This window comes from Azospirillum sp. B21, from assembly GCF_008364825.1.
In the GTDB taxonomy this organism is placed as follows: Bacteria; Pseudomonadota; Alphaproteobacteria; order Azospirillales; family Azospirillaceae; genus Azospirillum.
Map to the genome: position 1 here is coordinate 371013 of NZ_VTTO01000005.1, position 13426 is coordinate 384438.

General features: G+C 68.5%; 12 protein-coding genes. 3 read left to right on the forward strand and 9 right to left on the reverse strand.

The annotated features are described in order from the left end of the window. Positions 1–8 precede the first annotated feature (8 nt). The 5 genes from FZ983_RS15130 to FZ983_RS15150 are packed head-to-tail and all read right to left on the reverse strand — an operon-like array spanning position 9 to position 6364. Entirely contained in the window at positions 9–1622 is a 1614-nt protein-coding gene (locus tag FZ983_RS15130; protein ID WP_247883765.1) for a monovalent cation/H+ antiporter subunit D, read from the reverse strand. Further along, positions 1619–1963, reverse strand: coding sequence for a Na+/H+ antiporter subunit C (locus FZ983_RS15135; RefSeq protein ID WP_108546972.1), 345 nt, complete (start codon positions 1961–1963; stop codon positions 1619–1621). The genes FZ983_RS15130 and FZ983_RS15135 overlap by 4 nt, the downstream gene beginning before the upstream one ends. Before the next feature lies 1 nt (position 1964). After that, a complete protein-coding gene (locus tag FZ983_RS15140) occupies positions 1965–4931 on the reverse strand; it encodes a monovalent cation/H+ antiporter subunit A (protein ID WP_149224329.1) in 2967 nt (988 codons plus the stop codon). Between the two features lie 40 nt (positions 4932–4971). Beyond that, on the reverse strand, positions 4972–5481 hold the full coding sequence (locus FZ983_RS15145) for a PTS sugar transporter subunit IIA (RefSeq protein ID WP_149224330.1): 510 nt from the start codon (positions 5479–5481) through the stop codon (positions 4972–4974). Continuing rightward, entirely contained in the window at positions 5468–6364 is an 897-nt protein-coding gene (locus FZ983_RS15150; RefSeq protein WP_149224331.1) for a universal stress protein, read from the reverse strand. The genes FZ983_RS15145 and FZ983_RS15150 overlap by 14 nt, the downstream gene beginning before the upstream one ends. A gap of 178 nt (positions 6365–6542) precedes the next feature. Here FZ983_RS15150 and FZ983_RS15155 point away from each other — a divergent pair, with 178 nt between their 5' ends. Both FZ983_RS15155 and FZ983_RS15160 read left to right on the forward strand, forming a co-directional pair. Next, a complete protein-coding gene (locus FZ983_RS15155) occupies positions 6543–8213 on the forward strand; it encodes an ATP-binding protein (protein ID WP_247883766.1) in 1671 nt (556 codons plus the stop codon). Beyond that, positions 8210–8830 carry a response regulator gene (locus FZ983_RS15160; RefSeq protein ID WP_149224332.1) on the forward strand — a complete coding sequence of 207 codons (621 nt, stop codon included), beginning with the start codon at positions 8210–8212 and terminating at the stop codon, positions 8828–8830. The genes FZ983_RS15155 and FZ983_RS15160 overlap by 4 nt, the downstream gene beginning before the upstream one ends. 9 nt (positions 8831–8839) lie before the next feature. On the opposite strand, the gene FZ983_RS15165 is transcribed toward FZ983_RS15160, so the two are convergent. From FZ983_RS15165 to FZ983_RS15175, 4 genes are all read right to left on the reverse strand, one after another. Continuing rightward, on the reverse strand, positions 8840–9742 hold the full coding sequence (locus FZ983_RS15165) for a cell wall hydrolase (RefSeq protein WP_149224333.1): 903 nt from the start codon (positions 9740–9742) through the stop codon (positions 8840–8842). Positions 9743–9993: 251 nt separating this feature from the next. After that, positions 9994–10170, reverse strand: a complete 177-nt coding sequence (locus tag FZ983_RS34095; protein ID WP_188092337.1) for a hypothetical protein — start codon at positions 10168–10170, stop codon at positions 9994–9996. Positions 10171–10272: 102 nt separating this feature from the next. Then, a complete protein-coding gene (locus FZ983_RS15170; protein ID WP_149224334.1) occupies positions 10273–10491 on the reverse strand; it encodes a hypothetical protein in 219 nt (72 codons plus the stop codon). Positions 10492–10809: 318 nt separating this feature from the next. Next, positions 10810–11595, reverse strand: coding sequence for an IclR family transcriptional regulator (locus tag FZ983_RS15175; RefSeq protein ID WP_149224335.1), 786 nt, complete (start codon positions 11593–11595; stop codon positions 10810–10812). Between the two features lie 142 nt (positions 11596–11737). On the opposite strand from FZ983_RS15175, the gene FZ983_RS15180 reads away from it, so the two are divergent. After that, complete coding sequence (locus FZ983_RS15180) at positions 11738–13312, forward strand: ABC transporter substrate-binding protein (RefSeq protein WP_149224336.1); 1575 nt, start codon at positions 11738–11740, stop codon at positions 13310–13312. Positions 13313–13426 lie beyond the last annotated feature (114 nt).

Genomic DNA, 13426 nt, shown 5'->3' on the forward strand with positions numbered 1-13426 from the left:
CGCCGGCCTCATTGGGTGCCTCCCGTCGTTCCGGGTGTGCGGGCAACGGCCTTCACGGCGCCGGTGTAGTCGCGCGGCGCATGCAACGACCTCGCGGTGTCCTCCATGTAGCGCATCGCCGGCCCGGCCTGGACGGTCAGCGCCACATTGAGGGCGAGCAGAAGCAGAACCGGCGCAATCTCCGCCACCCTCACGCGCGGCGCCTCATCGGAGGGGGAGGCCCAGAAGGCGTCGATGCCGGCACGCGTCATCGCGACCACCGTCGCCAGCCCGGACAGGACCAGCGCCGCCATCAGCACCCAGGTGGTGACCGGCACGTCGGGTCCGGCGGCCAGCAGGGGTGACAGGATGGCGAACTTGGCGAGAAATCCCGACAGCGGCGGCAGGCCGGCGAGCAGCAGCGCGCTGGACATGAAGCCGATGCCGAGAATCGCCATCGTGGCCGGAATGGCGACACCGGCACCGCCATCGTCGGAATCCTCGTCATCGCCCTCGCCGTACGCCTCGCGGGTCACCGCCAGCACGTCGGCACCGACGGCGCGTCCGCGCTCCACCAACTCCACCACCAGGAAGAAGCCGGCGACCGCAAGAACCGAGCTGCTGAGATAGAACAGGGCGCCGCCGGTCACCGACAGCTGCCCGGCGCCGATGGCGGCCAGCAGGGTGCCGGACGAAACCAGCACGCTCGCCCCGGCCAGCCGCGCCATGCTCTGCGTCGCCAGCACGGCGATCGACCCGAAGCCGATGGTCAGCAGCCCGCCGACCAGCAGGACATTGCCGCCGAATCCGGAGGAGGCGCCGGCCCCGTCGCCGAACACCAGCAGCCACAGCCGCAGCACGGCATAGACGCCGACCTTGCTGAGGATGGAGACGATGGCGGCAGAGGCAGCACCCAGGGTGGAATAGGTGTTGGGCAGCCAGAAGCCCAGCGGCCACATCCCCGCCTTGATCAGAAAGGCGACGCCCAGAATGGCCGCCCCGGCCTCCAGCAGTCCGCGATCCTCCGCCGCCAGCCCGGCGACGCGGCCGGCCAGATCGGCCATGTTGAGGGTGCCGGAGATGCCGTAGATCATGCTGACGCCGATCAGGAACAGCAGCGAGGCCGACAGATTGATGGCGATGTAGTGCAGCCCCGCCCGCACCCGCGCAAGGCCCGAGCCGTGCAGGGCCAGCCCGTAGGAGGCGGCCAGCATGATCTCGAAGAAGACGAACAGGTTGAACAGATCGCCGGTCAGGAAGGCGCCGTTCAACCCCATCAGCTGGAACTGGAACAGCGAATGGAAATGCGCGCCGGCCTTCTGCCAGCGCGGCAGCGAGAACAGCAGGGCGGCCACCCCCAGAATGCCGGTCAGCACCAGCATCAGCGCGGCGAAGCGGTCCAGAACCAGCACGATGCCGAAATTGGCCGGCCAGTCGCCCAGCCGGTAGACGCGGACGCCGGCCGCGCCCTGGTCCGCGACCGTCATCGCCAGCACGGCCAGCACCAGAAGGGCGAGCGCCGACGCCATGCCGATCACGGCCTTCAGCGTGCGCTGCCGCTCGTCGATCAGCATCATCACCGCACCCGCCAGCATGGGCAGGACGATGGGCGCGATGGTCAGGTGATCCATCCAGCCGGTCACCGGCTCTTCTCCTTTCCGTCGACATGGTCGGTCCCGGTCAGGCCGCGGGCGGCGAGCAGCAGGACGAGGAACAGGGCGGTGGTGGCGAAGCCGATGACGATGGCGGTCAGCACCAGGGCCTGCGGCACCGGATCGGCATGCATGGCGAGGTTGCCGGCCCGGCCGCCCTCCAGGATCGGTTCGGCGCCGGTCCGCAGGCCGCCGGTGGAGAAGATGAACAGGTTGACGGCATAGGACAGCAGCGACAGGCCGACGATCACCTGGAAGGTGCGGGGCCGCAGCAGCAGCCACACGCCGGAGCCGGTCAGCACGCCGATGCCGAGCGAAAGGATCAGTTCCATGTCAATCGTCTCCCACGGCGGTCGGCAACGGCCCGGATTGCACCGGTTCAGGCACGGCCGGCATCTCCGCCGGCCGCGGCGCCGCGGCGCGATGGCCGCGCAACGACTGGCGGGCCAGTGCGATCAGGATCAGGATGGTGGCGCCCACCACCAGGGCGAAGACGCCGATGTCGAACAGCAGGGCGCTCGCCACCGGAATCTTCCCCAGCACCGGCAGCTCGGCGTAGGCGAAATAGCTGGTCAGGAAGGGCCGGCCGAAGATCCAGGCGCCAAGACCGGTGCCGGCGGCCAGCAGAATCCCGATCCCCATCCAGCGCATCGGCAGGACGCGCAGCCGCGCCTCCACCCACTGGGTACCGCCGAACATGTATTGCAGGATCATGGCGATCGCCACCGTCAGCCCGGCCGCGAAGCCGCCGCCCGGCAGGTCGTGACCGCGCAGGAGCAGGAACAGCGCCACCATCAGGATCAGCGGGAACAGAAGCCGCGCGATCAGCGATGGGATGAACAGCCATTCCGCCGCCGTATCGCCCTCCTTGCGGTCGGGCTGGGAGGCGTCGAAGGCGCTCTGGTCGCGCTGCTGTTCGGGAACGTCGACGCTGTCCGGCGCCGGGCGGAAGCGGCGCAGCAGGGCATAGGCGGTCAGCGCCACCGCACCCAGCACCGTGATCTCCCCCATGGTGTCGAAGCCGCGGAAATCCACCAGGATGACGTTGACGACGTTGGTGCCGCCGCCCTCGCTGTAGGCAAGCTCCAGGAAATGCTGGGCCAGCAGTTCCGGCGGGAAGCGGGTCATCACGCCGAAGGAGAGACCGGCCATGCCGGCCCCGGCGGCGATGGCGATGCCGAGGTCGCGCAGGCGGCGGCCCAGGGTGACCGCCTCCGACCCGCGGGCGCCGGGAACGTCCAGTCGCTTGGGCAGCCAGCGCAGGCCCAGCAGAAGCAGGATGGTGGTGACGACCTCCACCAGCAGCTGGGTGAGCGCGAGGTCGGGGGCGGAGAACCAGACGAAGGTGACACAGACGACCAGACCGGCACCGCCCAGCAGGATCAGCGCCGCCAGCCGGTGGAACTTCGCCTGCCAGGCGGCGCCCAGCGCGAAGGCGGCCCCCAGCGCCCAGATCAGCGCCAGCACCGGATCGATGCCCGACGGCGCCAGGTTGCCCGGCCACAGCCCGCGCAGCCAGACCGTCCAGCCGGCGGCCAGCACCGCCACGCACACCACCAGGCGGAGCTGCGGCTGCAGGCGGCGGGTGCCGACCAGCCCCTCCGCCGTGCGGGCGAGGCGCCAGGACAGGAAGACCATCGTCCGTTCGAACATGCGCCGTCCTTCGAACGCGCGGATCAGCGGCGGACCCTCGATCCCCTTGGCTAGATGACCTTGGAGCAGACGGTAGAGGCCGATCCCGGCGGCGAAGGCGATCATGCTCATCAGCAGCGGCCGGTTGAAGCCGTGCCAGACCGCGAGGCTGTATTCGGGCGTCGCCGAACCGAGCGCCGCGCGGGCGGCCATGTCGAGGTACGGGCCGACGGTGGCGGCCGGCAGGATGCCGATGACGATGCACGCCAGCACCAGGATCTCCACCGGGAAGCGCATCCAGGCCGGCGGCTCGTGCGGCTTCTTCGGCAAATCCACCGGGTCCGGCCCGAAGAAGGCGCCATGGATGAAGCGCAACGAATAGGCGACGCTGAAGGCGCTCGCCACCATCGCGGCGACCGGCAGCACGTCGAAGAAGACCGGCAGCGGCTCCTTGGCCGACAATGCCTCGGCGAAGAACATCTCCTTGGACAGGAAGCCGTTCAGCAGCGGCACGCCCGCCATGGCCCCGGCGGCGATCAGGGCGAGGCGGGCGGTGAAGGGCATGAAGCGGTTCAGCCCGGACAGGCGCCGGATGTCGCGCGTTCCCGTCTCGTGGTCGATGATGCCGGCGGCCATGAACAGAGAGGCCTTGAAGGTGGCGTGGTTGATGACGTGGAAGATCGCCGCCACCATCGCCAGTTCGCTGTTCAGCCCCAGCAGAAGGGTGATCAGCCCGAGATGGCTGATGGTCGAATAGGCCAGCAGCCCCTTCAGGTCGTGCTGGAAGATGGCGACATAGGCGCCGAGCAGCAGGGTGGCGAGGCCGGCGGACCCGACGATCCAGAACCACGCCTCCGTCCCCGCCAGCACCGGCCACAGCCGCGCCATCAGGAAGACGCCCGCCTTCACCAGCGTCGCCGAATGCAGATAGGCCGACACCGGGGTCGGCGCCGCCATGGCGTGCGGCAGCCAGAAGTGGAAGGGGAACTGCGCGCTCTTGGTCAGGGCGCCGAGCAGGATCAGCACCAATGCCGGCAGATAGAGCGGATGCGCGCGAATGCGGTCGCCCGCCGCCAGCACGGCGTCCAGTTCGTAGCTGCCGACGATGTGGCCCAGGATCAGGACGCCGGCGAACAGGCAGAGGCCGCCGGTCGCCGTGACGGTCAACGCCATGCGCGCACCGTCGCGCGCAGCGGCGGTGTGGTGCCAATAGCCGATCAGCAGGAAGGAGAAGAGGCTGGTCAGCTCCCAGAAGAAGGCGAGCTGGATCAGGTTGCCCGACAGCACAACCCCGGTCATCGACCCCATGAAGGCGAGGAGGAAGGCGAAGAAGCGCGGCACCGGGTCCTCGGCCGCCATGTAATAGCGGGCATAGACCACCACCAGCGTGCCGACGCCGAACACCAGCCCGGCGAACAGCCAGGCGAAGCCGTCCATGCGCAAGGAGAAGTCCAGCCCCAGCATCGGCATCCATTCAGCCGAATAACGGACCACGCCGCCCGCCGACACCGTCGGATAGGCCGACCACACCATCGCCAGCCCGACCAGCGCCACGCCGCCGGCCAGCCACGCCGCCGCGTTGCGTGCGTGCGTGGGCAGCAGCCCGGCGACGAGCGCACCGGCGAACGGGAATGCAACGGCGATCAGGAGCAGCAGTGCGTCGGGCATGAAGTCCTACGGTCGAATGGATCGGCGGAGACGGGCGGGGTCAGACGCCGGGCGGCGCGTCGTCAGGGTCCTTGACGAGGTCCGAATCCTCCGCATCGCGGGCGACGGCCTGGAGGACGATCTGTGCCGCGTCGTCGGGCGTCTTCGCACCGCGCAGCCGCCGCACCGATTGCGGGTCGCGCAACGCCCCGCAAATCTCAGCCATGGCGGCGAGCAGCCCCTTTCGGTTCGATGCCGGCCACAGGGCGAGAAAGACGAGGTCGACCGGCTCGTCGTCGCGCGCATCGAAGTCGATCGCGCGCTGGAGCCGGGCGAACAGGACGACCGGAGCCGCCAGTTCGGCAAGCTCCGTATGAGGAAGGGCCACGCCCTTGCCGAGCGCGGTGGAGCCGATCTTCTCACGCGCCAGCAGGGCATCCAGGATTTCCGGCGCCGGCCGGCCGCTGCGGGTCGCCGCCTCCGCCGCCAGCCGGTCGAGCAAGGCCGGCTTGTTGGCGGGATCGGCGTCGAGGATGACGTCGGCCGCGGAAAAAAGCTCAATGATGGCCATCTGGTTCTCCATTAAGGCCAAAGGTCGAGGCGGACACCGCGGACCGGACACCGCCCTTACCGCCGATCAGCACGTCACAGGGCAGTGCCTCCATCACTTCGGAGGCCGTGCTGCCCAGCAGGGCACGGGAAACGCCGCTGCGCCGGGCGGAGCCCAGGGCGACCAGATCGTACCGTCCGTCCCGCGCGAGATCGACGATCCGCCGTCCCGGAGAGCCGGTGAGCAGGATCGTCTCGACCGTGGGTTCCTGATCCGGTCCGCCGGACGGGCTGTCCAGCACCTTCCGGAAATCGTGCACGAACTGCGCCGTGTCCAGGGGCGGCGTGGGCCGGCCCGCAATTCCCGGCAGATCGACGACATGCAGCAGGTGGATGCTTCCCTCCCTCATCAGCATCCGCACGCCGTCCACCGAAGGGCACGAGCGCTCGGAGAAGTCGACCGGCACCAGCGCCCGCAGATAGGGCTGGAGCGGCTTGTCGCGCACGATCAGCATCGGCGTCCCATCGGCGATGGCGATGCGCTCGACGGTAGAGGCCAGGAACAGGTCCGCCACACGGTCGCGCTGGTGCAGTCCCACCACCAGCAGGTCCGGGAGCCACAGCCCGGCATAGCCGGCGACCCGGTGTTCGACGGCCTCGCCTCGCACCGCGACCGCCTGGGACCGGATGTCCGCCCCGCCCGGCACGGCCAGGATGTGGCGCTGGAGTTCCGCTTCCACATGGTGCAGCGGCAGGCAGCCATAGGGACCGCCGGTGCCGTCGACGACATGAAGTGCCGTCAGCTCCGCATCGAACCGGCGGGCGAGATGGACGGCGCGCTCCAACGCGCGGTCCGATTTCGGTTCCAGGTCGGTTGCCAGCAGAATGCGCCGAAGGCTCGCCATCGTGACTTTCGATTCATTTGCAAGGACCCCTTGATGATCGGAAGTCGGCCGCAGTCTGTCCATGCCGGGAAATACGGACCTGAAAGGGTTGCGTGGCACCCTGCTGAATGTCCGTAGTAATACGGGGCGGATCATTTCACTTGATGCAGTGGGCACCGGTTCGCGTTACCATCGCTCCATGCCACAGACTGTCCGCCGCCGATGGATGTTCATTCCGGCCTATCTGGCCGCCCATATGTTCCTGGATTGGATCAGCTTCATCCATGCGGTGTCGTCGATCAACATCACGCCGTGGAATCCGCCGGCCGGCCTGATGATGGGGCTGTCGGTGCTGCTGGGCCTGCGCGCGGTGCCGCTGGTCTGGCTGGGGCTGACCGCCGCCGACATCGTGGTCCGCGACCTCCCGGTCGGCCTGGGTACGGCACTTGTGGCAAACGGTGTCGTCGCCCTGGGCTATGGGGCGGCGGGTGGGATGCTGCGCAAGGTCATCGATCCGGGACTGTCCAGCCTGCGTGACATCGTCCTGCTGCTCGGCGGCAGTGCTGCGGCGGTTCTGGTCATCGGCTTGGGCTTCATCGCCGTCCACACGGCGGCCGGGCTGTTTGGATGGGCGCGCTTTCCGGAGGTGCTGCTGCGCTTCTGGACCGGCGAGATCATCGGCATCGCCGTCCTGACCCCCATGGTGCTGATGGCACGGCGCATGCCGGCGCTGCGCTGGTCCTGGGGCGGTGCCGCCGAGATTCTGGCCCACGGCGCGCTGATCGGCTTCACCCTGTGGCTGGATTTCGGTCCGCTGGCCTCGTCGCAGTACGAGCATTTCTACCTGCTGTTCCTGCCGGCCATCGCGGTCGCGGTTCGCCACGGGCTGGGCGGGGCGGTGCTGGCCTCGGCCACCACCCAGGCCGGCCTGATCGCCGCCATCCAGGTGGCCGGCGTCGATGCCGCGCGCATGGCGCATTTCCAGCTTCTGATGCTGACGCTCGCCATCACCATCCTGCTGCTGGGCGCCGTGGTCAGCGAACGCCGCCGGGTGGAGGACAGGCTGCGGGTGCGGCAGTCCGACCTTGCCCACGCCTCCCGCCTGATCGAGGCGGGGGAAATGGCGGCGGCGCTGGCCCATGAACTGAACCAGCCGTTGGCGGCGACGATGGGCTATGCCCGCGCCGCCCGCAAGATCGCGCGCCTGGAGGAGGCGTCCCCCCGCCTGACCGAGATCCTCGACAAGACGGTCACCCAGGCGGAGCGGGCCGACCGCGTCATCCGCAGCCTGCGCGACTTCGTGCGCAAGGGAGCCCGCGACCGGACGCCGCTGCCGGTCGCCACGCTGGTCGCCGACTGCCTGACGCTGGCCGGCCCACTCGCCAGCCGGCATGCGGTGGAAATCGCCGCGGAGGTCGCCCCCGCCCTGCCGGCCATCGCAGGCGATGCGGTCCAATTGCAGCAGGCGATCCTGAACCTCGTCCGCAATGCGGCAGAGGCGATGACGCCCGACGCCACCCGGCCGGAGGAACAGCCGGGCCGTGAACAGTCAGGGCAGCGCCGTATCGTGATCTTCGCCTGCCCTGCCACCCAGCCCGGTTTCGTCGCCATCGGCGTGCGCGACACCGGACCCGGTCTTGCCGAGGTGGTGGAGCGCAACCTGTTCGCGCCCTTCGTCACCACCAAGCCGACCGGCATGGGGCTGGGGCTGTCCATCGTGCGCACCATCGTCGATTCCCATGGCGGCACTTTGACGGCGCGCAGTGGCAATCGCGGTGGCGGTGGTGCCGCGAATGGCGCAGAAGGGGGAACCGTGTTCCAGTTCACCATTCCCGTGCATGCGAAGGACAGGGAAGGAGAGTCTGCATGACGACCGAGGAACCCGTCGCCTTCGTGGTGGACGACGACGAGGCGGTGCGCGATGCCCTGGCGCTTCACCTGGATCTGGCTGGGCTGTCGGTGCGCTGCTGCGCCTCGGCGGCGGAGTTCCTGGATGCCGCGTCGCCCGATCAACCCGGCTGCGCGATCCTCGACATCCGCATGCCGGGAATGGACGGGCTGGATTTGCAGCAGGAATTGGTTCGCCGCGGCTTGACCCTGCCCGTCATCATCATCACCGGCCATGGCGACGTGACCGCAGCCGTCCGCGCCTTCCGCGCCGGGGCGGTGGATTTCCTGCAGAAGCCCTTCGACGAGGATCTGCTGATCGAACGGGTGCAGGAAGCCTTCGAGCGCGACCTTGCCGCCCGCCGTGCCGTTGTCGAAGCGGGAGAGATCCGCCGCCGCCTCGCCCTGCTCAGCCCGCGCGAACTGGAAGTGATGGACATGGTCGCAGAGGGCCTGCCCAACAAGACGATCGCCCAGCGTCTTTCCATCGGCATCCGCACGGTGGAGACCCACCGCGCCCGCGTGCTGGAAAAGATGGAGGCGCGCAACGCCCCGGAACTGGCACGGATGCAGATGCGGCTGGGCGAGCGGCGGGAGTAGGCGAAGGCCTTACTCGCCGACCTCGGCCACCTGGGTTTCGGCCGGGCTGGTCCGCTCGGCCGGGACGGGCGGATAGCGGTAGAAGGAATGGTCGCCGATGGAGGCGGTGCGCAGCCGCGCCTTTGCCCAGTCCGGCTTCTGGCGACCGAGCGCCGCCTGGGTCGGCGGGCTGTAGAACAGCGAGGCGCGCGCGGTCGGATCGGGCATCTCGTCGTCGTTCAGGCTCCAGGCGAGGCCGCGGGCAAGGCGCAGCGCCTCCTGGTCGGGGGCGAGGCGCGGCTTCGGCCAGGACGGCATGCCGCCCGCCCGGATCACCTGCGCCTGACGGCGGATTTCCGCCAGGATGCGCCGGGCCTCCGCCCGGTTGGCGACCCGGGGGTCCTCCGCCACCTTTTCGGGCTCCGCCTGCTTGGCGCGGGATTTTGCCGATTTGACCGGCTTGCGGCGCTTCTGCGGCTCCACCTTCGCGGGCGGAGAGAATGGTTCGAACTGGCCGGCGGCGACAACGACCCGGCAGGGCAGCGACGGGTCCGACGCCGACGCGGCCCGGTTGGCGACCACCCACATGACGGCGGCCATGGCGTCGGCGCCCTCGCCCCGCGCCTCGGCCCAGCCGGCCAGCGCCAGGCAGCGGCGCTCGCGCTCCGCCTGCCAGGGGGTCAGCATGTAGACCGAGGAGCCGATGATCACCGGCTGCTTCGGCCCGCCCCGCTTCGGCACAGTCCCCTTCGAATCGCCGATGAAACGGGCGCAGCCGTCGTCACCGGGCCGGCAGACCGGCCGGTCGGCCTGAAAGCCGGACTTGATGAGAGCACCGATGTCGGCACCGGTTTCCTGACCGCCTGCCTGGGCGCTTGCGCCGGCGGGAGCCAGGACGGTCGCGAACAGCAGGGCGAGGAGGGAGTGGCGCATCCCGGTCTCTCCGGTCTGGGGAAGGGGACTTCCTTCGACAGGAGGGACGGACTGCAAGTTCCGTGAATCGTCCACCACTCCGATGGCTTAAGCCTGAGGGCGGCGGATGTAACCCGATCGAGTCCGGAATGGGTTTTCCGGCCGCTTCGGGTATCGGGTTCGGGCACATGCGAGCGGGCCGGCAAGCCTTCGGATTCCTCCGGCTTCCAGCCCGATCGGCAGAATGGGTGCTGTGGGGAATGCCGGCGGCGTCAGCCGGGCTGGCGGTCCTCGTCCGGTTTGCCGCCTTCGCCGGTCCAGTCGTCGGTCAGAAAGTCCTGGGAGCGGCTGATCTCCTCGACCTCCGCGCGGGAGGGAGGTTTCGGCACCTGGTCCTGACCGGACTTGCGGTCGTCACTGTCGTCGGAGCCTTCAGGCTTGCGGGGCATCGGTTCCTCCTGGATCGCCGGGGACTTCCCAGGAAACAGGGGTTGGCCTGCAAGATCACGAACCGGGGGAGCGGTTGAAGGAAACCCGCTCCCCCTCGCAAATCAGTTGGCGGCGTCGGCCACCGTCACCGGCATGGTCCGCACCATTTCCAGAGCGACAGCGGCGCGGACTTCGTCGGCGGCCAGCACGGCGGGCGTGTTCACGTTGGCGACGGCAGCGACGGCGGCGAACAGCAGGGCGCCGATGACGAAGCGGACGACGGCGAACTTTGCGGCATATTCGGCGTTGGCGGCGGCGAATTCGGCTTCATACGAGGTCATGATGATCTTCCTTCAATGTCGGTTTGGAGTTCCGGCGGCCGGTGCAGCGGCCTGTTGAGGAAGATATTGGCACAATCATGCCGCCGCGAAAGCGGAGACATCACATCCCTGCACTCGTCATTTCGCATCGCAGCATAGCGCTGTGAAAGACGTCATATGGAGTTATTCTTGGGATCTCCGCGCCGTTCGCAGCGCTCTACAGAGCTTTATGGGGGATTTCGCAGCGCTATTACTGGCTGCCATCTGTCCAGATTAAAGACATGTGGGTCGGGTTGTGTCAATGGCAACGGCCGATGCGCCGAATTGGCGCAACCGCCGTCAGCGCCCCGGCGACAGCCGCTCGGCACTGGCCTTCAGCGTGTCGATCATCGCCTGCTGCGCCTCTTCCGTCGTGTCGGCCGGAACGACAAAGCAGATGGTGGCGATGCAGCGGCCGGCCGGATCGCGGACCGGGGCGGCGAGGCAGGTGGTAAAACGGTCGACCAGCGCCGTGGTGCGGACATAGCCCTGGGTACGGGCGCGGCGGATGTCCTCCAGGAACCCGTCCTCGGCGATGCGGCGGCCATCGGGCAGGATGAAGTCTTCAGGCGGGATGAAGCGCAGGATTTCGTCGGCGGACAGATGGTCGACCAGCAGCCGGCCGGACGCCGTCCAGGGGATCGGCACCTTGATGCCGATCTCGGAGCTGATGCGGAACATGCGCCGGCCGGGTTCATTCAGCACGACCAGATACTTGTCGCCTTCCAGCGTGCAGAACTGCGCCGTCTCCCCCACCGTCTCGGCGATGTGGGCGACCTCCACCCGCGCCTTGCGGATCAGATCGACGCTGTCGAGGTAATCGCTGCCGTAGTAGTGCATCGCCGGGCCGAAATAGACCGTGCCGTCGCCGTCGCGCAGTTCCAGCCAGCGCGCCTCGACCAGCGTGTTGACCAGCTCGTACATGGTGGAACGCGGGGTACCGGTGTCGCGCGCGATGTCGGCGATGCGTGTCGGGACGCGCCGGCTGTGCAGATGCTCCATCAGAGCGATGACGCGGTCGATGCCGCGGGCACGGCCCGTCGACTTCTCTTCCACCTGCTTCTCCGCTACGCCGTTGCTCTTCATCTGATCCGCGCTCCTGTCATCCGACAACCGATTAGCACGCGGATTTTCGGCTTGCCAGCGTTGTTTGTCCGATATACCGTTCCCTTGTCTGGAATATAAGACCGACGTCCGATATTTCGGACAAACGGTCCGGGAGGCAGAAATGACAGGGATCACGCGACGTCTGTTCAACATCGCCCTCGGTTCGGCAGTCGCTGTCGGGGGACTTTCCACCGGTATTCTGGGGACCTGGACCACCCCGGCGCTGGCCCAGCAGGGCGGCGCCTCAGTTGTCACGGTCGCCACCATCGGCGAGCCGCCGACGCTGGACCCGGTCGGCACCACGTCCGACCTCGTCAGCATCATCACCCAGCACATGTTCGAGACGCTGTTCACCTTCGACGGCGACTGGAAGCTGGCCCCGCTGGTGGCGTCCGCCCTGCCGCAGGTGTCGGCGGACGGCCGGACCTACACGATCCCGCTGCGCAGCGGCGTCACCTTCCATGACGGCAGCACCGTCACGGTGGACGACGTGGTCGCCTCGCTGGACCATTGGACCAAGGCCTCGCCGCGCGGCAAGACCGTCGCCCCGCTGGTGGAGAGCATCACTGCCAAGGGTTCGGACGCTGTCGTCATCGCGCTGAAGGAGCCCTTCGCGCCGCTGACGGCGCTCCTGGCGATGAACAACGGCGCGGCGGCCATCGTGCCGAAATCGGTGATCGACGGGCCGGGCGCCCTGAAGTCACTGGTCGGCACCGGCCCCTACAAGCTGCTGGAGCACAAGCCCGACCAGTATATCCGGCTGGTGCGCCATGACGCCTACGCGTCACCCGCCGGCACGCCCAGCGGCTATGCCGGCAGCCGCAAGGCCGTCATCGGCGAGGTGCGCTTCGTCCCGGTGCCGAATGCCGCGACCCGGGTGTCGGGCGTGCTGGCCGGCCAGTACCAGTTCGCCGACAGCCTGCCGGCGGAAACCCTGCCGCGCATCAAGGACGCCGCAGGTGTCAAGCCGGTGATCGTCAAGCCCTTCGGCTTCCCGCTGATGATCATGAACACAAAGACCGGCGTGATGGCGAACCAGAAGGTGCGTCAGGCGGTCCTGGCGGCGCTGGAGCCGAACGACATGCTGCTGGCGGGCCTCGGCGACCCCGCCTTCGTCCAGGCGGAGGGGTCGATCTACGCCCAGGGCACGCCCTATTACGACGCGGCCAGCGCCAAGCCCTACGCCGACCATGCGGCCGGTAAGGCGGCGGACCTGCTGAAGGCCGCCGGCTACAAGGGCGAGCCGATCCGCATCATGACCTCGGTGCAGTACGAGTTCCTGTACAAGATGAGCATGGTGGCGCAGGCCCAGCTCGAAATGGCCGGCTTCAAGGTCGACCTGCAGGTGCTGGACTGGGCGACGCTGCTGCAGCGCCGCGGCGACGACAAAGGGTGGGACGCCTTCTTCACCTACCACACCTTCGTGCCGGAACCTTCGCTGATCACCGTGCTGAACCCCAGCTATCCCGGCTGGTGGGACAGCCCGGCCAAGCGCGAGGCGCTCGCCGCCTTCAACCGCGAGATGGACCCGGCCGCCCGCAAGGCGAAATGGGTGACGCTGCAGACGCTGTTCTACAGCGAGGTGCCGAGCGTGAAGGTCGGCGAGTTCTACAACCTCGCCGCCAGCAGCGACAAGCTGACCGGCTACACGCCGACGCCCTGGCCGTTCTTCTGGAACACCGACCTGAAGAGCTGAGGGGAGCTGATAACTCCCTCTCCCGAATCCCCCTCTCCCCCCCGGGGAGAGGGTCGGGGTGAGGGGGAGGCACAGCATGCCTTCCCCAGAATCCTCACCGCGCGTCCCCCTCAC